Origin of the sequence: Nostoc sp. LEGE 12447, from assembly GCF_015206985.1 — a bacterium.
In the GTDB taxonomy this organism is placed as follows: Bacteria; Cyanobacteriota; Cyanobacteriia; order Cyanobacteriales; family Nostocaceae; genus Nostoc.
The window spans coordinates 40,618-62,413 of the sequence record NZ_JADEXT010000012.1 but is presented as its reverse complement, the minus strand read 5'-3'; the positions used below and the strand labels follow the sequence as shown (position 1 = coordinate 62,413).

Annotated in this window: 19 protein-coding genes and 1 riboswitch; of the genes, 8 read left to right on the top strand and 11 right to left on the bottom strand. The window is 41.2% G+C overall.

The window, feature by feature from the left end; all coding sequences use genetic code 11:
• Positions 1 to 27 precede the first annotated feature (27 nt).
• The 4 genes from IQ274_RS15025 to IQ274_RS15010 all read right to left on the bottom strand — a co-directional run bounded on the left by IQ274_RS15025 (position 28) and on the right by IQ274_RS15010 (position 5,883).
• Positions 28 to 1,719, bottom strand: a complete 1,692-nt coding sequence (locus IQ274_RS15025; protein WP_194142734.1) for an HAL/PAL/TAL family ammonia-lyase — start codon at positions 1,717 to 1,719, stop codon at positions 28 to 30.
• A 740-nt stretch (positions 1,720 to 2,459) separates the two neighbouring features.
• Positions 2,460 to 3,629 carry an MFS transporter gene (locus tag IQ274_RS15020; protein ID WP_163928591.1) on the bottom strand — a complete coding sequence of 390 codons (1,170 nt, stop codon included), beginning with the start codon at positions 3,627 to 3,629 and terminating at the stop codon, positions 2,460 to 2,462.
• A gap of 186 nt (positions 3,630 to 3,815) precedes the next feature.
• On the bottom strand, positions 3,816 to 4,592 hold the full coding sequence (locus IQ274_RS15015; protein WP_194142733.1) for a thioesterase II family protein: 777 nt from the start codon (positions 4,590 to 4,592) through the stop codon (positions 3,816 to 3,818).
• A 703-nt stretch (positions 4,593 to 5,295) separates the two neighbouring features.
• Complete coding sequence (locus tag IQ274_RS15010; RefSeq protein ID WP_194142732.1) at positions 5,296 to 5,883, bottom strand: hypothetical protein; 588 nt, start codon at positions 5,881 to 5,883, stop codon at positions 5,296 to 5,298.
• A gap of 338 nt (positions 5,884 to 6,221) precedes the next feature.
• On the opposite strand from IQ274_RS15010, the gene IQ274_RS15005 reads away from it, so the two are divergent.
• A complete protein-coding gene (locus IQ274_RS15005) occupies positions 6,222 to 8,210 on the top strand; it encodes a S8 family serine peptidase (protein ID WP_194142731.1) in 1,989 nt (662 codons plus the stop codon).
• A gap of 118 nt (positions 8,211 to 8,328) precedes the next feature.
• Here the strand turns inward: IQ274_RS15005 and thiC are convergent, their stop codons facing one another.
• The gene (thiC, locus tag IQ274_RS15000; protein ID WP_194142730.1) at positions 8,329 to 9,702 is read right to left on the bottom strand and encodes a phosphomethylpyrimidine synthase; all 1,374 of its coding nucleotides are present in this window, start codon (positions 9,700 to 9,702) and stop codon (positions 8,329 to 8,331) included.
• Positions 9,703 to 9,709: 7 nt separating this feature from the next.
• Positions 9,710 to 9,806, bottom strand: a riboswitch (TPP riboswitch).
• Positions 9,807 to 10,078: 272 nt separating this feature from the next.
• On the opposite strand from thiC, the gene IQ274_RS14995 reads away from it, so the two are divergent.
• Positions 10,079 to 11,212 (top strand): GTPase, encoded by a 1,134-nt coding sequence (locus tag IQ274_RS14995; protein WP_194142729.1) that lies wholly within the window; start codon positions 10,079 to 10,081, stop codon positions 11,210 to 11,212.
• Positions 11,213 to 11,316: 104 nt separating this feature from the next.
• Here the strand turns inward: IQ274_RS14995 and IQ274_RS14990 are convergent, their stop codons facing one another.
• Together IQ274_RS14990 and IQ274_RS14985 are read right to left on the bottom strand one after the other, a co-directional pair.
• On the bottom strand, positions 11,317 to 12,522 hold the full coding sequence (locus IQ274_RS14990) for a calcium-binding protein (protein ID WP_194142728.1): 1,206 nt from the start codon (positions 12,520 to 12,522) through the stop codon (positions 11,317 to 11,319).
• Between the two features lie 717 nt (positions 12,523 to 13,239).
• Positions 13,240 to 13,719: a beta-lactamase hydrolase domain-containing protein gene (locus tag IQ274_RS14985; RefSeq protein ID WP_012410063.1), complete on the bottom strand. Its 480-nt coding sequence runs from the start codon at positions 13,717 to 13,719 to the stop codon at positions 13,240 to 13,242.
• A gap of 263 nt (positions 13,720 to 13,982) precedes the next feature.
• On the opposite strand from IQ274_RS14985, the gene IQ274_RS14980 reads away from it, so the two are divergent.
• The 3 genes from IQ274_RS14980 to IQ274_RS14970 all read left to right on the top strand — a co-directional run bounded on the left by IQ274_RS14980 (position 13,983) and on the right by IQ274_RS14970 (position 15,595).
• A complete protein-coding gene (locus tag IQ274_RS14980; protein ID WP_163928583.1) occupies positions 13,983 to 14,165 on the top strand; it encodes a hypothetical protein in 183 nt (60 codons plus the stop codon).
• Positions 14,166 to 14,346: 181 nt separating this feature from the next.
• Positions 14,347 to 14,844, top strand: a complete 498-nt coding sequence (locus tag IQ274_RS14975; protein WP_163928596.1) for a GNAT family N-acetyltransferase — start codon at positions 14,347 to 14,349, stop codon at positions 14,842 to 14,844.
• Between the two features lie 121 nt (positions 14,845 to 14,965).
• Positions 14,966 to 15,595, top strand: coding sequence for a TetR/AcrR family transcriptional regulator (locus tag IQ274_RS14970; protein WP_163928582.1), 630 nt, complete (start codon positions 14,966 to 14,968; stop codon positions 15,593 to 15,595).
• Positions 15,596 to 15,727: 132 nt separating this feature from the next.
• Here the strand turns inward: IQ274_RS14970 and IQ274_RS14965 are convergent, their stop codons facing one another.
• From IQ274_RS14965 to IQ274_RS14955, 3 genes are all read right to left on the bottom strand, one after another.
• Entirely contained in the window at positions 15,728 to 16,441 is a 714-nt protein-coding gene (locus IQ274_RS14965; RefSeq protein WP_194142727.1) for a gamma-glutamylcyclotransferase, read from the bottom strand.
• Positions 16,442 to 16,741: 300 nt separating this feature from the next.
• Entirely contained in the window at positions 16,742 to 17,491 is a 750-nt protein-coding gene (locus tag IQ274_RS14960; RefSeq protein ID WP_194142726.1) for an SDR family NAD(P)-dependent oxidoreductase, read from the bottom strand.
• Between the two features lie 46 nt (positions 17,492 to 17,537).
• The gene (locus IQ274_RS14955; protein WP_194142725.1) at positions 17,538 to 18,995 is read right to left on the bottom strand and encodes an MFS transporter; all 1,458 of its coding nucleotides are present in this window, start codon (positions 18,993 to 18,995) and stop codon (positions 17,538 to 17,540) included.
• 30 nt (positions 18,996 to 19,025) lie between these two features.
• On the opposite strand from IQ274_RS14955, the gene IQ274_RS14950 reads away from it, so the two are divergent.
• Both IQ274_RS14950 and IQ274_RS14945 read left to right on the top strand, forming a co-directional pair.
• Positions 19,026 to 19,199, top strand: coding sequence for a hypothetical protein (locus IQ274_RS14950; protein WP_194142724.1), 174 nt, complete (start codon positions 19,026 to 19,028; stop codon positions 19,197 to 19,199).
• A gap of 144 nt (positions 19,200 to 19,343) precedes the next feature.
• A complete protein-coding gene (locus IQ274_RS14945; protein ID WP_194142723.1) occupies positions 19,344 to 19,793 on the top strand; it encodes a hypothetical protein in 450 nt (149 codons plus the stop codon).
• Positions 19,794 to 19,842: 49 nt separating this feature from the next.
• On the opposite strand, the gene IQ274_RS14940 is transcribed toward IQ274_RS14945, so the two are convergent.
• Positions 19,843 to 20,280, bottom strand: coding sequence for an ester cyclase (locus tag IQ274_RS14940; RefSeq protein ID WP_194142722.1), 438 nt, complete (start codon positions 20,278 to 20,280; stop codon positions 19,843 to 19,845).
• A 456-nt stretch (positions 20,281 to 20,736) separates the two neighbouring features.
• Between IQ274_RS14940 and IQ274_RS14935 the strand changes: the two genes are divergently transcribed.
• Positions 20,737 to 21,756: an Npun_R2821/Npun_R2822 family protein gene (locus IQ274_RS14935; RefSeq protein WP_194142721.1), complete on the top strand. Its 1,020-nt coding sequence runs from the start codon at positions 20,737 to 20,739 to the stop codon at positions 21,754 to 21,756.
• Positions 21,757 to 21,796: the final 40 nt, after the last annotated feature.

Genomic DNA, 21,796 nt, shown 5'->3' with positions numbered 1-21,796 from the left:
CGACTGTTCACGATTGACTAATAACTGTTAATAGATATCTTGAACTGCTTGCACAATCAAACCACCAGCCGCGATATCAGCAGAAATCCGGGCAATATGCTCATCCAGACCTTGCTCATTATCATTCCAAATATATGGGCGATCTGAAGTTGGTTTTTGTCCAACTACGTGGCGGACTGCTGAATACAACCGCTCAGTTGCAGGTGATAGACAGACGCGTGCATCGTAATGACCGGTCTTTTTATATGTGCGGAGGTCAACAGCTTGGACTCCAAACATGAGAGCGATCGCCATATAATTCTGGAATATATCGACAGAACGGCGGGCTAGAGTCGCTGAAGTGTATCCTTGACTGTTGATGTTCTGATTAAATTGTTCCGCATGGGTAGGAAAGCGATCGGCGATAGAATTTCCATAGAAGGTCAACAGTGGCATAATTGAGTTACCGCATATTTGCAGACCTTTGAGTCCCATATTGACTTTACGTTCTCGGTTGCCAAGTAAAGATGGTGGTAGTCCATTGCTAAACTCCGGTGAGGCGAGGAGGGCAATCTGCACATCCAAATGTTTAGCCATTAGCCCAATGTAGTAACGCAGGTGATCCATTCCCACACCCACGTACTGTCCGAGAAAATTGCCTCCATGATAGCTAGCTTGGTTATTCACATCAATCAGTGGGTTATCAGTCACTGAGTTGATTTCGATTTCAATTTGTTTGGCAATCTGGGAAATCCCATCAACAATGGGCCCCAAATACTGGGGAAGGCATCGGAGTGAGTAGCGATCCTGAATTAATTCGTGATCACGATAATCGTGTTTACCATCTAACTCATCACGGACTAACTGGGAATTTGCTAGCAAAGAAATCATCTGATCTGCTGCCCATAATTGACCAGGATGTGGTTTGGAATTATGGATAAATGGATGGAATGATTGATTGGTTCCGTTTAAAGCTTGGATATCTAGAGCGTGAACGCCCATAGCGATCGCAGTTAAAATTTGAGTATCGTAGACGCAGTTTGCCGCAATACCTGTCATTACTGAAGTGCCGTTCATCATTGCCAAGCCTTCCTTCGGTAACAATGTCAGGGGTGACAAATTCAGCTGACTTAGGGCTGTCGGTGCATCCATCTCTTTACCGTTGAAGTCAACCTTAAAACTGGGATCTAAGCCTATCAGTGAACCAGTAATGTAGGATAGTGGCACTAAATCACCACTTGCACCAATTGAGCCAAACTCATACACATACGGTGTAACACCAGCGTTGAGAAAAGTTTCCATGCGCTTGATAAGTTCCAGCCTGATGCCAGATGCACCGTGCATGTGAGAGTTTGCACGCAAGAGCATAGCTGCACGCACATCTGCCAAGGGTAATTTGTTGCCTGCACCTGTTTTCAGGAACCAAACTAAGTTGGTTTGGAGTTCGGATGCTTGTTCACGGGATATGGCAACATTGGCCATACCGCCAAAGCCAGATGTCACTCCATAAATTGGTTCCCCAGATTCAACAGCATTATTAATGTAATCACAAGATGCGTGAATATTCTGCAAAACGTCTGCGTTATCAGTTAAAGACACTAATGCGCCATTGCGTGCTACCCTTGCAACATCATTGATTGTGAGTTTCTGATTACCAATAATTACATTGGTAGAGGAATTTCCAGTGAAAGAAGATTGTTGAGATAAGGTTTTGCTTTGTGCTTGAGATAGTGTCTTCATACAGGGATTATGTTTAACTTGTAGTAGGTATTGCAATTAACTTAACTTTTGTTTTTTGCTGAGAGTATTTGACATAATATTTCAGCAAATACAAATTGATATTTAGCTGGCATCAGTGTTTTAACGAAGCAGTCATTCTCCATAATTGAAACTTTCGAGAATAATTTTTGGAGAAGTTCACGTAAGAATTAACCAAAAACATTAGCCATTTGTTTCAATTTGTTTGCTCATATATTGATGACAGAGATTCCGTTTGTTGTGTTTTGAAATTACAACATGAGAGAATAAAACTTGTCATCGTTTGTTCTGTAATTGAACTGTTATATATTTAACTGGAGTAAGTAAAAGATTTATGCAACTATTCCATAAATTTGACTTTATTTATTTTACTTACCTGCGATCGCATATATTAAAAGCCTTATGGGGAATATGTTTCGTCTATTTCGGTCTCTATAAGACTAATACAACACGGTGTAAACAGCACAAAAATTTAAAATCCGTGAAAATACTGCTATATGAGCTTTTCACAGATTTTAAATATTTAGATATTTTCTTACTCGAAAATGCCTAACAACATAGCTCAATCAAATCAAGCCATATCCGAAAGCGAAAGTGCCATTCACTATAATCTGAGTTGGCTCAGGAACATTTGGTTATAGATCAATTATGACGCTTCCGGCAAGGGATAATATGCCATTAGCACCAGTGAATCTTTCCTCTTCACCAGTGATATTAACGAGTTAAGCAATTCGGAACGGAAATTTTTTATTCTGTCTGCCCACATAAAACAAAAACACGGCAAAGATGATTATTGTCAAGCTAAATATGTAACCATCACCAAAAACTTTGATGGCTAAGGATGAAGCAATAGGCCCAGCAGTACATCCGAAACTATATATAGCTGTGAACAAAGCACTTCCAGAAGATAGTTCATTTCTAGAAAGTTTTGCTCCAATTAATGCCATTGCTAAGGGAAAAATCGGGCTGATACTAGCTCCAGCAATAAATGCAAATATCTGGGTAGCAGTGGAGTCTTGAATCAATGAAAGAGATAAAAACGACAATATTACGATAGACACGCTCATAAAAAGAACTTTGAGTCTGCCGAATTTGTCTGCTATGTGAGTAACTGGAACAGTAGAGAGCAAGCCGCCAACTACAAATACAGCAAAGGTATAGCCGATCTGCTCTATATTGTAATTTTGTCGTAGCAGATAAACAGGATATAAAGAAACTAGCGTTGATTCGGCAAAACCATAGGCAAATGCGCCCTGAAGAGGAAGTTTCAGCTTGTTGAAAATTCCGGAACGTGAAGATTGTTGAAAAACAACTGCTTTATCTGGTAGAGCTATCCATACCACAATTACGCCGCTAAAAATTAAAGCACTACCCAACAAAAATGACAGTTTTGGTGAAACATTATACAAAGCAGAACCAATTACTGGGCCAATACCAAATCCAAAAGTAAAAGCTAGAGCATTCAAACCATTGACGATCGCTCGATTACCTTCATGACAAAAGTGATTCAATGCAGTGTTTCCACTGACTAGATATAAACAACAAGCAATGCCCATAACAGCACGTATAATAAACCACAAAGGCATTGATGTAGTCATAGTGAACAAAGGAGCGCTAATACCCATCATTGTCAAGCCAAGCATCATAGTTTTACGAAGCCCCAACTTGGGTAATACTTTTACTACGAACGGTGTTCCCAAAGCTATGACTAAAAAATACACCGTAGAATTTGCTCCTATCCATAAATCATCAACTTGATGTTGCGCCATTAATGTTGAGATAAAGGGATTAAATAGCCCTATAGAAATACCAGACAAAAAAGCTATGCTATACAAAGCTGGTAATCCAGTAGAAAACGGGGAATTTGATTTTGTCGAGATCAATTCTGTCATAAAACTTGAGGATAATTGAGAAACTGCGTGGTTTTAGCGCATGGTATAAATACGATGCAAGCAATCTTTTCGTTGCAAAATGATTACGCAAAATATCAATAGCCATTTTTGCAACAAAATTATTTTGTACACTTTATTTAAATAGATTTAGCTACTAAGTAAACTGTACATTCCTATCTATAAATTTTAATTATTATTGATGGCTAATAGGTGAGATAAATTTTGAGATAATGACTGCAAAAATAGTGATTGAGCATTATGTAAAAAGAAATGATCTCCAGGAAACATTTGCAGATTAAAGTAACTACTAGTTTGCTCACGCCAAGCTTCTAAAGCATCAACCTTTATTGCTTTATCTTGTAAACCTCCAAATACAGAGATTGGGCATTCGAGCGGCATTTCACTTTTGTAAATGTATGTCTCTAGCATCGTAAAGTCGGCTCGCAGACAGGGTAAGAAAAGTTGCAACAGTTGTTCATTCTGCAAAATTGTCTGGGGAATTGCATTATAACGATCGCGAAGTTCCGCCAAGAATTTAGCTTCAGGCATTGTGTGAATGAACGGTCTGAGAATTGGTTTTTGAGGAGCAGGACAACAACAAGCAAATAAATGAACAGGGCTAAGATTATATTCATGACGGAGTAGACGCGCTATCTCAAAGCCAAGTGTTGCACCCATGCTATGACCAAAAAAGGCAAATGGAATATTCAGATAGGGTCTCAGTTTTGATGCCAAAGTTTGAACTAGAGGGAAAAAATTGGTATATGAGGGTTCCTGTAATCGACGGCCTCTTCCAGGAAGCTGAACTAAATAAACCTCTACATCTTTTGGTAATTTGTTTGTCCATGTACTATATGTTGAAGTTGTACCCCCAGCACATGGAAAACAGAATAGGCGAAGCTGGGCCTTAGGATTCAGCTGAGGGCAGCTAATCCAAGGGTCAAATATTAGTCTTGCTGTCATAAAATTATGTCTGTAATCTGAAAATTTTTGTTATAAAACCTAACCCTGTTTCTTTATCAGACTGTGGTAACTCTGTTCATAGCAGCGATTAAAGGTAAATATTATTTCTGTACATATACACGGTTAATTAACATGAGTAATTAAATCTGACTATGAGTAAGAATAATTACAGCCAAGACTTAAATTTTGGTACATATTTGCAGCAAATAATACTATCAAATTCATTGATAAAAAATGTTAATTTTATCTGCCAGTAACTGCTATTAAATAGAAATAACTAAATAGTAAAAGCATAAAATTTTAATACCTAAGAAATTGCTAATTATATTTGATTCCTCCCGTCACTTTGATAAGTTATTAAAACTTAAGAGTTAATTTTTTGTTTGCTCTCATAGTACTTATCGCTCTTCTCTGGGTTATTTATGCAAAACACCAAAATCCCCAGCAAATAAAATTTGTGAACTACAGCATTAGATGCGATGAGCTACGCCCCGCAAAGAAGCGCGGGTACGCCATCGCTATTCCTTAGAGGTTGTTTGAAAAGTTCTCGTCTTGGTAACAAAAGTTTTAGATCCCCCTAAATCCCCCTTAAAAAGGGGGACTTTAATTCCGTTTCTCCCCTTAAAAAGGGGGGATCTCAAAGACCTAAAGTCACAGCGAAACACTGTTCAAACAACCTCTTAGTGTGACTCATTTCGAATTATTAATGTTCTAATCTCAAACCTCTTTCCATAAGCATCTGAGGTTCGATATTCTCAACTTTAGGTATCGCTTCTAGCTGAGGAATCTTTGCGATCGCATCTGCAATATTACCTGATTGGGCACGCAACCAAGCAGCGTGAGGCGCATAATCAAGGCTTTTTACTACTTCATAACCCGCTCGATTAATTGCTTCGTGCTGAGACTTTACATCAACGCCTTCAGCAAAGCGGATGAAAACCAGTCCAGTTGGTACTGCTAAAGAACCATTGGGTTCTATTGTGTAAACTGGACTCAGTTTACCCTGCTCTGATTGATTGGGTTCGCCTGGAAAAACTGCGTAGGCGTAGCCCTTCGTAGACATCGCACCATCGTTAAGTTGTAAAATTGCTCCTGGTGCTACCGTCTTGGGTTGATTATTATAATGTATTGCATAGTACCCAGACTTACGAGTATAAGATATAGCAGTGCTATCGCTGCCAACCCGAATTTGTTCAGGATACTCAGAAAAATAGTCGTTTTGAAATTTCACTTCAGCAATCAGGGGTAAAGAGTACACCTGTAGAAAATACTCAGCCGGAAAATAAAACATCTTTCTCAAGTTCTAATGATGTTATAGCGTTTTCAGTGGTACAGAATACAAATCTTTTATCGGGATGCAAGCTATATATCCCTAGTGATAGTGAAGATTCGTAAAACAGCCTGACTTTGAATTCCTCTTTTCTGGAAAGACGAATTGAAGGCTTGTATGAACTTTAGAGAGATTAAATTCTGTTGCAGCTGGATCTTTTTAATGTCGTAATACACATATAACACATGAAATAAAAACCATCCATAAACGCACACTGCGTATAGCAAGCTTTACAAGTAGTGCATAATACGATTTCCCAATGCCCAATTTTTAAGACAAATATCCCAGGAGATTAAGCTATGGTTCAGGTTCGCTATGGTGGACAGAACGGTCAACAGTATGAACTTGCTATCAGTGACGAACACGTTGTAGTGCGTACCGAAAGCCGCAGTACTCTAATTGGTGCAAGACCGTTTGAAGTCGCACCTGTGTCACCCACAGCTCGTAGCATCCTCAATCAATTCGAGTTAACAATGCGGTTTCGGCAAGCGGGTGTAGAAATTTTGCGTGCGAAAGTTCCGACTCAGGGTGTTGCTTTGCGCGATCGCGCCCGTGAAATTCTCAACCAAGAGTCTCAAGTCCAATTTGCCGGACGTGTCTTGATCGATCCAGCCTCCAGCCAACCGATAATTTACACCGAAAACCTCTTTGTTAAATTCGATAATGAAGAAGAATCAAGGGTCTGCCAAGAGATATTGGGACGTTACGGCTTAACAATTAAACGTCAACTTGAATATGCGCGAAATGCTTATTTTGTCAATGCACCTACAAATACTGGTATAGCTATCTTTGACATCGCCGAGAGACTTCTGAATGAGGAATCAGTCGAACTGTGCCATCCTGAACTAGTGCGTGAATCACGCCAACGTCAGGTTTTCCCGCAGCAGTGGCACTTAAAGCAAACAACAATTAACGGTAAGGTAATTAACGCCCATGCCAACGTTGAAGCAGCTTGGAAATTAAGCGATGGCACAGGAACAATTATTGCAATTATCGATGACGGTGTGGATCTCGATCATGAAGAATTCCGTTCCTCTGGAAAGATTGTTGCCCCGCGCGATGTCACACGTAAAAATGACAATCCCAGACCAGGAAACGACAATAACCACGGGACAGCTTGTGCAGGAGTAGCTTGTGGCAACGGGAAATTTGGTGCATCAGGTGTAGCACCAGGTGCAAAACTGATGCCGATTCGTTTAGCTTCGTCGTTGGGATCACAGGATGAAGCAGATGCTTTTATTTGGGCGGCTCAAAATGGTGCTGATGTGATTTCTTGTAGTTGGGGCCCAGCAGATGGGACTTGGTTTGAGCCAAACGATCCTCTACACAAGCAAAAAGTACCTTTGCCTGACTCCACAAGATTGGCTATGGACTTTGCAATCAATAAAGGACGTAACAGCAAGGGATGTGTAATTTTATTCGCGGCTGGCAATGGTAACGAAAGTGTGGATAACGACGGCTACGCCAGCTACCAAAAGGTAATTGCGATCGCAGCTTGTAACGACTTTGGCACAAGAAGCGCTTACAGTGACTTTGGTCAAGCGGTGTGGTGTGCCTTTCCCAGTAACAATGGTGATAGTTCTCAAACCCCTGGAATTTGGACAACCGATCGCGTTGGTGTACTTGGTTATAATTCCGGTAATGTAAATCTGGGTGATGCCGGAGGTAACTACACGAACGAATTCGGCGGGACTTCTAGTGCTTGTCCTGGTGCAGCTGGTGTTGCAGCATTGATTATTGCCAGAAACCCAAATCTGCGTTGGGACGAAGTACGAGACATTATTAAACGCTCTTGCGATCGCATCGATCAAGCTGGAGGTAAATATGATGCTAATGGTCGCAGCCCATTCTACGGTTACGGTAGAATCAATGCTCTCAAAGCTGTAGAATTGGCCAAGCCGGCGCAAACATCGCCCATTAGCATATTCAAGGCAGTACAAGATATCCCAATTAACGATTTGCAAACATCAACATTGTCGTTGGCGATCGCTAATACCAGCCTGATGAAATCCATCAAAGTTAATGTAGACATCGAGCATACTTATATTGGGGATCTTGTAGTTACTCTCCTTCCCCCAGTGCAAATAGGCATACTTCCCATTATTCTGCATGATCGCCAGGGCGGAGCTACAGATAATATCAAAACAACCTATGACGAGGTAAATACCCCAAAACTTGCTGCCTTTAAAGGTAAAAGTCCCCAAGGAACCTGGACTCTGGAAGTTGCAGATAAAGCTACCACAGATACCGGAAAGATTCGCAGCTTGACCATTGAAATTGGGTTTTAAGTCAATACGTTTGAGTTAGGGAGTGTAGGGATGAGGGAGGAGGGGGAGCAGGGGAGGCAGGGGGAGCAGGGGAAGAAAAATTATTGACCAATGCCCATTCCCCATTCCCCCATGTCTGTTAGCTTTGAGTCACAGGCTCTTTCGCCAAGAACTTCTCTAATTCTGTCAGCGCATCAGCATCAACCTTAGTTTGCATTGGGCAGAACTTAGGCCCACACATCGAACAAAACTCAGCAGTTTTATAGATATCTGCTGGTAAAGTTTCATCGTGATATTCCTTAGCTCTTTCTGGATCGAGTGATAATTCAAACTGACGGTTCCAATCGAAGTTGTAACGCGCCTTGGAAAGTTCATCATCTCTATCCCTTGCACCAGGGCGATGTCTAGCAATATCAGCCGCGTGAGCTGCTATTTTATAGGCAATCAACCCATTCCGCACATCTTCGGCATTTGGTAGACCTAAATGTTCTTTGGGTGTTACATAGCACAGCATTGCAGTACCGTACCATCCAGCCATCGCTGCTCCAATGGCTGAAGTAATATGGTCATAACCGGGAGCAATGTCTGTCACCAATGGCCCCAAAACATAGAAAGGTGCTTCAGAACACTCTTCCATCTGCTTACGGACGTTGAACTCAATTTGATCCATTGGCACGTGTCCTGGCCCTTCCACCATTACCTGGACATCATCTTCCCAAGCTTTGCGAGTTAGCTGTCCCAGGGTTTTCAATTCAGCTAATTGTGCTTCATCTGAGGCATCATGAGTGCAGCCGGGACGTAGAGAATCTCCTAAACTAAAGGAGACATCGTACCTTTTGAAAATCTCAATAATGTCTTGGAAGTGGGTATAAAGTGGGTTTTGTTTATGGTGATGTAGCATCCACCGCGCCAAAATACCGCCGCCGCGAGAGACAATACCGGTGATGCGGTTTCTCACCAAGGGCAAATGCTCAATCAAAATCCCTGCGTGGATAGTTTGATAATCTACCCCCTGCTGGGCGTGCTTTTCGATGATATGGAGAAAATCATCAGCAGTCAGATTCTCGATTGTGCCGTGGACGCTTTCTAAAGCTTGGTATACTGGCACCGTACCAATGGGAACTGGCGAAGCCTTAATGATGGCGGTACGAATTTCATCCAAATTACCGCCGCCTGTAGACAAATCCATCACGGTATCAGCACCGTACTTCACCGCCAGATTCAGCTTATCAACTTCTTCTTGAAGATTAGAAGAGTTGGGAGAAGCGCCGATATTAGCATTAACCTTACATTTAGAGGCGATACCAATAGCCATCGGCTCTAGATTAGTGTGATTAATATTAGCGGGGATAATCATTCGCCCCCGCGCCACTTCATCACGAATGAGATCGGCAGGGAGATTTTCCCGTTGGGCGACGTAGTGCATTTCTTCGGTGATGACACCTTGGCGGGCGTAGTGCATTTGAGATACATTACCCTGCCCACGCCGTTTAGCAACCCATTCTGTCCGCATATTATGATTCCTCAATAAACAGCTTCCCTCCGCTGGTATTACCCAGACTCAGGTGTTAAGGGTGTGATCTCAGCCTGGTTATGTAGGCACCCCTAGCATGGATGTAGTGTATCACTTTCGTTATGTCTGGGAGCAAGGGTGTTAACAATTTATGAGGAGAGGGCGGTGTTAAGCTCTTTTTTCGGAGTCTGGTGTAGGTGCAGCCCGTCGTAGATATCACTGTTTCTGTTGAATAATGTCTAATACGTTTCAGACATGGTGGATGATAATCACTTTACACACCACTACTTTTGTAAGTTTAAGCATATCCACTGAGAGTTAACGAATTAGACAAGTTACATAATAGCTGTAATTATAGTTATTAGGAGACTTTTCAATGGTTAATTCAGTATCTGATAATTCGGATGAGCAAGAGTTTTGGGAAAATGTAAATACTCAATTTGAGGAAAAAGTTCAAGATTTTTCTAAAACTTTAAATATGGCTGTCATTGGAAAAGTTAGTTCTGGCAAAAGCTCATTAATTAATGCTTTACTCAAAAGGAGTCGTAAAAAAGCCATAGCCGAAGTGGGTGCTGAAGCTGGTGTAACCACAAAATTAAAAATATTGCGCCTTGATGATAAAGTTAGGCTAATCGATTCACCAGGGCTTGATGATGTCCGTTCTGAAAATAGTGATATTACACGAGAATTTCTCAAACATATTGATGTAGGTATTTTAGTTGTAACCGGAGCCGCAGATGCGTCTCAGAAAAGATATTTAGATGACCTTCTAGCACACTGTCAATCTGTATTTGTTGTTTTGAATAAAATTGATGAGTGGGATAAGCATTCTCCTTTGGCTTTAGAAAAGGTTATTACTCAGTGGAAAGAGGTGCTTAAGATAGAAAAAATTTACCCAGTGTGTGCATTCGGGTATGATGCTGATTGTCTCCCTGGCACTCCACTAGATATTCGTGGTGTATATGGGCTTCGGGAGGATATAGAAAATTTTTTAGTCTCAAAGGGAAAGGATCTACTACTCGCTCGTCACATGGGTGAGAAAAAATCTTATGCGGTAGGTATCATAGCAACAGCATTAGTTGCAGTTGCTATTCAAGCATTTATTCCTGGCAGTGCAGCTTATATAGCAGCTACACAAGCTGCCGCGATTGTCTCCTTATCCTATTTGTATACTGGTGAAATTCTTTCATCAAAAGCAGCCTTTGCTTTACTTGGTGCATTTGCAAGGGAGGCAGTTACAACAACGGTGTTTTTGTTCTTTAAATCCTTCCTACCACCAACTGGAGTTATTGATATTGCAGCAGCAGTTATTGCTGTAAGTATTACCCTTGCAATTTTAGCGACTGTCAACTCTGTACTTGAAAGTGGAGCAAAATTAGAGGAAGAAGAACTTCTTAAGTCAAAGTTCCCAACTAAGCGCAAACAGGCAGAGTCGGCTTTAAAAGGTTTAGCCGTGGCAGATTTAAAAGATTTACTATTTTTGAAAGGAATTATCGAGAAACTTTTATAACAAATGTTCATTAATCCAAAAAAGGCGATCGCATCCTTTACACCCTTCAACTAAAAACTTTTAACCACAAGGTACTATGGAGCGATCGCTTTGACTTTGTAAAATTAAACAACAACAAAATTAGTTGCACTTAGTGACAATCCATCGCTGAGTTGCGCGAATTGTACCTGAGTAAACGCGCCACCGCTACCATCTTGGTCAAAGAACAGCGCACCTGTACCATTGTCGTAGATAAATCGTTGAGCGTCTGTTGTCGCGGCTGAACCGATGGTAAACTCACTAGTCGAGAGTGCGCCTGTTACTAAAGATCCGCCGAAACCAGCAGAGGATACCTGAATAACTTCAGCAATCGGGTCGAAGTCATAAAGACTATCAACACCTTCATTATAATTATTGAAGGCAAATGTATCAGTGCCCTCTCCTCCAAATAGATAATCATTGCCTCTCCCTCCAGCCAGTAGATCGTTGCCATCATTTCCGAAAAGGAAATCGTTACCATCACTGCCTAGAATAGTGTCAGTGTTAGCTGTACCAGAAATATCTAATTGTTCAATATTCTTATAGCTAACTTGATACGTCCCAGCTGTAATTGAACCTTGGTTAGTGACTGTATCGAAAGTTGAGGTGATTCCCTCAGTAGTAAAACTGCCATAATCGATAGACAAATAGTCGTCGCCCGTACCTCCATCTACCGTTTGAGTCACTAAAACATCAGGGGTAACAGATGGGGCGCTCAAATGGAATGAGTCGTTGTCACTCCCTCCTTTAAGGGTGTTGTTGCCAGTAGCACTGTAAGCATAAAGTTGATCGTTCCCCAAGCCACCGTCTAAAAGGTTATTTCCAGAAGAGGAAGAAATATCCAACACATCATCCCCAGTTCCTCCCTTAAGGGTGTTGTCGCCACTGGTGTTAGAAGCATAAAGTCGATCGTCCTCAGAGCCACCCCTTAAAAGGTTATTTCCAGAAGAATGATAAATGTATAGATAATCACTTCCTTCTCCCCCATTAAGGGTGTTGTTGCCAGTGGTATAGGAAGCAGAAAATGCATCATTCTCAGAGCCACCGTCTAAAAAATTTTTCCCAGAAGAATTGTTAATATTAAAATAATCACCTCCAGATCCCCCCTTAAGGGTGTTGTTGCCAGTGGTATAGGAAGCATAAAGTTGATCGTTCCCCAAGCCACCGTCTAGGCTATTATCTCCTTCACCACTATATAAGATGTAATTACCATCTCCTCCAGAGAGGCTATTATTGTTAGTTGTACTGTTCATAATGACATCATTAGCATCAGTACCATTAATATTTGCCATAACTTCTATTGACCTAAATTGACTTTTCAGAGGCTTGCTGTTTTAATGCACATAAACTATACCAAGAGTTGACACTTTCGGTATAGTTTATGTCGCGATTGAGAAACACAACTTTTGACTTTGACCAGCCTTTTGACAGGCTGAAAAGGACTTTTTGGCTAACTTACTGACACAATACAGTTGATTAATCTAATCACTATAGTGTTTGTTTAGTTGAGTGTCACTACTTGGAATAGCATTTTTTTACTGTTTATATTTAGTATAAAAATCTTATAAGAATTACGTATTTATATCTTGAAAATCGAAATAAGTTACTGATAATAAAGGATAAATAAGAAAAAAGATTTTATCATACGTTGTGTACCCGGATGAATCATAAATCTTGGCACAGCCTACATTCTAGTCTAATACAAAGTTAATGGGTGTCTCTTGGATAAGTCAAAATTATGCCCTCAGACTGGTAGGTTGAGGGCTACTTACAAAAGTGAAAGATCCTAGCGGAAATTACTTAAATGAGCTATCTATGCGTTAATTGAACCGAATTCGGATTTGATATTACAAATTAGACAACAAAAAAATTAGTTGCGCTTAGTGATTATCCACTGCTGAGTTGCGCGAATTGTACCTGAGTAAAAGTACCACCGCTATCATCTTGGTCAAAAGCCGCACCTGAACTAATGCTAAGTTATCAATATCCTATTATTTAGTACATCTGTTTCAGCAAGTAGGCACAGCTAATTTGGCGTGTTTGTTAACGTAGTCCACAAATAATTGCCTCAGTCGGGGACTCACGCCAGCGTGTTCAAAGAATCCAAAACCCAGATTCTTAGCTCTTGCTAAGGTTTCTTCTGGTGTTAATCCTTCCTGGATAGCGATACTTAAGAGTGCGATTCCAGTCGAGCGCATTCCGGCTGCACAATGCACAACTGCTGGTTTAGGAATTTCTTCGAGTGTTGTGAGGATTTTGGTAATGGCCTCTTCATTCAAGTTTTTTAAATCTACCTTGAGTGGAACATTCTTATAATGCAGCCCTAATGCTTCAGCTACTTTTTGCTCATCCTTGGAAAATCCTAGCTCATCAGGCGATCGCAAATTTAGAACGGACTTAAAACCTTCTTGGATAGCTTGCTCAAGCTGTTTTGGTATAACTTGTCCTGTTGTCGTTAAGTTTTCGTTAATCTGTATGGCGTTAATCACATTTACTCCTTTTGACTTTCTAATGGCTTCCAGCTTGGTAAATAGTCGAATCAGCAAGCTTTGAGAAGTTATTTAAGTAAGCAGTGCAAAATTAGCTAAATATCAAAAGATATTGCTTGATTACTTCAAAATATGCTTTTTGAAGTTGGTTATTTTATTGCTTTATCCATAATATACGGTTTGTCGATAGATTTAGTGGTAATTGGAGCTTATTATGATTTTCACCGATAAAATTATCAGAGCTTATATATCAGCAGTCTGTATTGGTTCTCTGTTACTGGCAGAGGGCAGGTATTGATTTTGGGCTGGCGATTTGCGGAAGCGATGTCTACGACGGACTACGGATGCGAGTCACACAGAAAATTAGACGACAAATTGTTCAGCGAGTTGTGACTCAATTGGAAACTGCTAATATCAGTAAAGCAATTGAAAATTTGGCTAGTTGATCTTGATCTGTTGCGATATCTACGACGGGTGGTTCCTGAGCGCGGTCGTAAAGCCTGCGGCATAGCTACGCTTAGCGCGCAGCGTCTCCGACAGGAGAAGGGCTACGCCTACGCAACTAAAATGTCCATAACATGCCAAAAAGTCAAACAGACATGTAATCTGAATGTCAGTCATGAACCTATGAGCGCTAACGAAATATCTCTTCGACCTGCTCTAGAAACAGATGCGTGGGTGCTGAGTGCAATTCATATTGCTGCTATCAAAGCTCTGCCTGCAACTTTCTACACCGAAAAAGAACTTTTAGCTTGGCGTAATTACCGCGACAAACCGGATGGTTCAAATATCTTGAAGACCATGAAAGTGGAAACTTGCAAAGTTGCAATTAAAGGAGATGTTGTTATAGGTTTTACTAGCTTCATTGTTGATGAACTCATCGGGCTGTATGTCCATCCTAAACATCAAGGGAAAGGGATTGGACGTGCTTTAGTTCAACATTTTTGTGACGAAGCAACCGATCAAGGTATAGATAAGGTAATTACAACTGCTAGTCTTTATGCTGAAGGATTTTATTTACGACTGGGATTTACTGCCATCCAAAAAGCACCTCATTATTTAAGAAAGGGGATAGTTGTCCCAGTTACGAAAATGAGTAAAACATTAGCTACCGCACCGAGATAAATTTAAGTCGATACCAGATTTTCAATAACTTTAAAAGTACTGGTATCAAGATTATTTTTATTTAATTTGCAACAACTTTGGAGACATAACTTATGATGAAAATAAGTACTTGCCAGTATAAATGAATAAAAGCATCCGTTCACCAACTCTCACCCGTATACGTTTGATAGAAGCCGCCTCGCAAGTATTTGCCAGTTTAGGTGTTCAAGGAGCGACTACCCGTGAAATAGCTCGTGTTGCTGGTGTGAATGAGGTGACTTTATTTCGTCACTTTGCTAGCAAAGAACAACTTCTGGGAGCAGTGATCAAAAATGCTTTGGCACTCCAGACTGAAGCCCTTGCATACCCCGAAGCGTGGACACAGGATCTAAAAATTGATTTAAGGCAGTATGCCCATCTTTATAATACTATGCTAGAAGCACAGGAGGACTTAATTCGTACATTTATTGGAGAAGCTAAACGTCATCCTGAAGCAGCTAAACAAGTGATTCAAGAAGCCGCCAAGCCTTTAGGAGAAAAACTGGTCGCTTATTTGCAATCGAGTCAAAAACTAGGCACTGTGAGAGTAGACCTCGATCCATTTCCAGCAGTCGATATGTTTACAGGAATGCTGTTAGCTGGAATGCTATGTCGCAGTGCAAAATTCAACCAAGGTAGCTATAGCTGTGAGGACTATATCGAAACCTGTGTAGATATTTTTGTGCGTGGTATCAGTACCTCTAACAGTTCTCAATGCGGCTGTAAGTTCTGAGCTAAAGTAGATAATTTATGCCAATAGTATTGATTAAAAATGTTTAAAATTAACGTTTGGGGATAATTATTTTTCACAATTTAAAATCTGTTCCCAACTCAATTATTTTATTTAACTTGAAGTTCACAACAGTTATTTATAATTAGTAGTTTCAGTAGAGCCGCCATTAACTAAAAGTGCTTGTTGTTTTGCCAGCACTTGTTTGCGTAACAAGAGCAATTTTCTATCTTTTATACCTTCTGCGATTAATCCATCGACAGTTTTCATGAGATAATCAGCGCAGGAACCCAATTTTCCAGATGCGGTGGCAATGCTATTAACAGTAGTTGTTAATGGTACTTGATGAGCATACCTGGGATGCTGACGGTTAGCAACAAAGGCGATCGCTTTAAATTCTTGCGTACCATCAAATACTCTTACCCAACGGGCAACGTAGACACCAGCTAACATTTCCCGTCGCCAAATCAGCAATAATTCGGATGCTACATCAGCAGCAGCAATTCGATAAACAATACCACGACAACTACCCCCGCGATCGAGTCCCAAGAGTAATCCGGGATTCTCTGGAGTACCGCGACCGAGAACCATCCATGTACAGAAGCGCCGATGCCAACCATAAATGATCCCAGCACGGCGCTCGACGTATGTGATTAGGGGATTCCAAATCAAGGAACCGTAAGCAAATATCCAGATATCAGAATTTGGTAGTTGGTGTTGTAGTATTTTATGGAGCGATCGCTGTAACTCATCTTCGCTCAGGGTAGTTAACTTGATTCCAGAGTGTGATGCTTCTAAGAGTCTCGTCTGTGCATTTCCGGCTTCGAGGTCGCTACGACTGAGTGACATAATGTAGATTATTTCCTTTTCTGCAAATATTCAGTAATTTTACTATATCCTTAAGATAAATTAATCATGTATCGCCTCCTTCTCCGTAGGATTATAGAGTAAGCCTACGGAAAAGGAAGCAGTATCTTGATGACGCTAATCCACGAAATAAGGAGCAACCTTTGTGGCATCTGCGACATGGTATAACAGAGCTTTAATGCATACAGTTCAGATAAGACCAAAACACTTGTAGAGACGGCGATTTATCGCGTCTCAAAACCCACGATTTTGTACAAGTAGCGCTTTGAACCGTATTGAGCTTTAATGTTCTTGTCCTGTTGGCCGGATAAGAATTTCGTTGACATTAACGCGCGACGGTTGCGTGACGGCATAAACGATCGCAGCAGCAACGTCTTCGCTATGCAGAGGTGTAATTGCCTTGCGCCGCTCCTCAATACGTTGTTTGGCAACTGGATCGGTAATTTGGTTGTCAATTTCCGTATCCACTAAACCAGGTTCAATAATGGTGACGCGAATGTTGTCCTTGTGGACTTCTTGGCGTAAAGCTTCTGAGAGGGCATTAACGCCCCATTTGGTAGCATTATAAACACCAACACCCGCCCGTGCTGTCCGACCTGCCACTGAGGATATATTGACTATGTGCCCTGATTTTTGCGCCTTCAACAGAGGTAAAACAGCGTGGGTAGCATATAGCAGTCCTAGTACGTTGATGTCGAACGATCGCCGCCAGTCTGAGCTATTTCCCGCTTCAATGGTTCCGAGTAAGGCAATGCCTGCATTATTCACCAGGATATCGACCCTTCCCAATTCTGCATTGGCCTTTGCCACCAAGTTATTTACCTGGTTTTCATCAGTCACATCAGTGACAATGGGCAATGCCTTGCCACCACTAGCTTTAATACGTTCTGCTAATGCCTGAATGCGATCGCCACGCCTAGCAGCCAGTACTACTGTTGCTCCTTCTGCCGCCAATGCGATCGCAGTTGCTTCTCCAATTCCTGCTGAAGCCCCAGTGATAATTGCTACTTGTTCTTTTAATTTACCTGTCATTTATTTAATTCCTTAGTGATTAGTAATTGGTAATTATTAATTGAGATTAGTTATTCTCCCCCTGCTCCCTACGCCCTTCCCCCTGCCTCTTCCCGATCCTCAATACGGATGCGACTGCTGCCCCACAAAGTATTAGGGCTGCGAAGCGAAAAGTTCCTTGGAACCCCGCAACGATCGCATCAGGAGGGGCAACAGAAACATCTGCACCCGCAGACATGCTAGCGATTAATGCTCCAAATACTGCCCCGATTAAAGAAACTCCTACTGTATTCCCTGATGTCCGTGACAAAGATAGCAGCCCAGAAGCAATCCCTAGCCGCTCCCTTGGTACTGCTCCCATAACAGTGCTGTTGTTGGGCGATTGGAATAAACCCAGTCCAATACCGTAAATAAAATAGCGTGACACATAGCCTAGCTCAGTAATTTGGGCATCAAAGGTGCTAATGCCCAAACAACCACCTATCATTAACCCCAGTCCAATTGGGCTGATTAGTCGAGCGCCAAAACGGTCTGAAAGTATTCCCCCTAATGGAGCAATTAACCCACTAAGTACAGGTGACACAGCTAGTAGCAGCCCTACTTTTACCGTCGAATAATGCTTGACGCTCTCTAGAAAGAAAGGGACGATGAGTAGCGAACCGCCGATAACAATGAATGCTAGCCAGCCACTTAGCAAACCCATACTCAACTGAAGATTGCGAAACAGGTGTAGTTCTAGTAGCGGCTCTTTTATAACTGTTTCAACTACCAAAAAAATTATGAAACTTAAGGTAGCGATCGCTAATAATACTAGTGCATTGGTACTGCCAAAGCCCTGACTTTGCCCTAGCGTCATACCCAGACCAAAACTACCCAGAGTCAACAAAGCCAATACAGCTCCAAAAAAGTCAAATTTCTGTTTACCCTGAATGCGTACAGAAGGTGGCACTACCCGAGCTATCAAGAAACTAGCGATAATCCCTAACGGTACATTGATGAAGAATATACTATGCCAGCCTGATAAGCTTAGGAGCAGCCCCCCTGCGGAAGGGCCAAAAGCAATTCCCAGTGATACAACACTACCGATAACGCCAACAGCGCGACCTCGCTCCGAAGATGGAAAAACTTCTGTAATGATTGCCAAACCAAGCCCAGAGATGAACACAGCACCCAGTCCTTGAAGTGCGCGAAAGGCAATCAACCACTCAATACTAGGTGCAAAACCACACAACAGCGAACTAAAAGTAAACAGAACAAGTCCCCCCTGATATAAGGACTTCTTGCCCCACATATCTCCCAAGCGGGTTGCCCCCAAAACTAAACCGGAACTGACCAACTGGTAACTCAATACAGCCCATTGGGTCGTCGGAAAACTGGTGCCAAAGGCTTGCACTAATGTGGGTAAAGCAACATTGATGATGCCCACATCAAGGGTAGACATGAACACCCCAAGTCCGACACCGAGTAAAACCCAATTTTTCTGAGCGTCTGACAAAGCCAGAGGTTGTGTTTCCAATTCTGCCAAGGTTTAGCCTCCGCCTTTGACTTTACGGTTATGAATAGTTTGCATACGTATATTCATTATCCTCACTATCTGTTCGCTGCGATCGCTTTGTTGCTCAAAAATACTCTGGATAAATTGCCAAATTCAGGTTTATTTCAGGCATTATCTTCTCAATCAGCAACACTGGCTTTTCTAGTCATATATTTTGGTAAAGTACTTAGATAGTCTTAACCCCAAGCTCCTTCGGCTATATCAACAATAGTATTTAGTAAAATACGGTAACTCGATAAATTCACTGTATTTTATACTAGTTAGCAAACTATCATAGACACCTCTAAGAATCAAGTCCTAGAGATTTTCGTATAAGCAATGACTCAAAAAGCTGCCTTATCTCGATTTGCCCTAGCATTTATTGCAGGCTTTGTGTCTGTTTTGCTATTTCACCAAGGTATGTTGGCGTTGCTACATACACTGAATTTCACGCCTCGCACTCCTTATCCAACTGCACCAACACAACCATTTGGAATCCCGCAAATTTGGTCAAGTGCATTCTGGGGAGGAATTTGGGGAATGATTTGGGTAGCAATCGCGCCTCGTTTTCAAAATAATAAAAGCTATTGGTTAGCAGCATTGGTATTTGGTGCAATTGTCCCAACGCTAGTAGCTTGGTTTGTGGTCGCACCAATCAAGGGTCAGCCCATAGCTGGAGGCTGGAAACTTGTGGGAATAGTCACAGGTTTATTGGTTAATGGTGCTTGGGGGATAGGAACCGCCGGGTTGCTGAGATTATTCTCTAGAAGGCAATTGTTCAACAGCTAGATTTTTTAAGACTTCTACCAGTTTCTGAAGAGACTCGCCATTTATTCAGTCAGCCAGTAAAGTTATTCCCCAGACTTCCCGGCTCAATCCGCGCCCCAAGCTGAAGAACTCGTCCGAGATCATCAGCGTTTCGCCAAGTTTCAACTATCTTCCCGTCAACAATCCAATGAATGAACATAGCCGTGAACGTCTGCTCTCGACCATGACTAGGTATTCCAAAGAAACTTTCCTGAGCGCAGGTATTAGTTGCACGCACCACAACTTTGTCACCTTCAGCAATTACGTCTTCAATTGTCCATTTCTGCTCGATAGCCCCAAATGAGCCAAAGAGTTTACGTACTCCATCCGGCCCTGGAGGAAGCCCAGGTAAAGCACCGTGCATCCTCCAAGTTGGGGCGGTCATCTCGCAGATATCTTCAATTCGATGCTCGCTAATGAGTTCAATCCAGCGTCGAGCAATTAATTTATTGTCTTCAACATTAGACATTGCTACTCCTTTTTGCTTAAAACTAAAAATAATATTTACTTATCAGTGATTAATTCTGGGCTGATGCAAGTTCAAAAATAAATTTTTGCTCCGTGCATTATTGCTAATTTTTTGAAAGACAGGCACTCCCGCTTTGGGCAGCCCCAAATATTATTGCATTTTAGACAGCATCCCAAACGCTCTCATTACTGGTACACTGCCACCTACTTTAATCGAATGTCTTAACGCACAGGACATTTTTGGGAAAAAGCAAGTCTACAGCATGGGTTTTGACGATGCAGACAAACAACGAGTAATATTAGTATCATCCAAACTAAGCAAAATCCCTTGCTCCTTGCCCCAGTATAAAGTGTAAAGATGTGTATACTAATAATGATTCGAGAATAATAGCTCAGAAAATAACGAGAATATTATTTGCGTTACTCAGTCATTGCAAGAGACAAAGGATTTATCAAAATGGATTCCTTCGGTATCTACACCCTGGCTAATGATGTGGTGTTTGACCAACTAGTAGCTTTGCTAAACAGTATTGAGGTGAATGTTAGCGCAGATATTCCTATTTGTATAATTCCATATAATGATCAAATAGATTTAGTTAGGAAAGAAATTAATAATCGAAAAAATGTAATCTTATTTGATGATTGGGACGTAATTCAATACTGGGAAGAATTTGCTCATCAGATTTGGGCAGCACATCCAAGGGAAAAAGAGACAAAATTATCACGTCCTAGTTGGTACAAAAGTCATTTACAAAGAAAGTTTGTTGCCTTTGAGGGTATTTTTGATAAATTCGTATTTTATGATGGTGATAGTTTGGCAATGAAGCCACTCAATAATGTAATTGACAAGCTAGAAACATCAGATTTTGTTTTTGATGATTGGGAACACCTTAAGGATAGGTCTGTTGCAGCGTTAAATATTTCAGTTATAGAGAAAACTGGGCTGTATACAGAAGCAGATATACGTCCTCAACTGCATTGTTCTAGTTTCTTTGGCTCTAAACGAGGATTGTTTACTGTTAAAGATATTGAGATAATGAAGGAGCGATTAATTACCCAAAAAGAAGTTGAGTGGATTAATGGACATGGATGGTGGGATGATTCTTTTTTGTTTAACTATATGACCTTGCGCTGCGATCGCCCACTTTTTAACTTTACACTTAGCCCCAATGGTGAAGATAGAACAGGTAACTGTGCTAATGCAGATCCCTTTGTCAATATTAATAACGTTCTTTATAATCAAGATGGCTTAAAACCAATTCATCGTATCCATTATATGAGCTATTCTTCTCGTGATTTTGCCCAGTTATCTCAAGGACAAGATGTCAATATATGTTATGGAGATGAATTTTTGCACTATCGCTTTCTTAAAGAACCAGAACAAAGACCAAAACAGCTTAAACCAGCAAGTATAATTACTAAAACTAATAATCTCTTTAACAAAACAATGAATAAAATTCAAAGAACTCTCCGTTAAATATAGCTTTATTGGTGACGCGTTAAATTAGTATTCTATT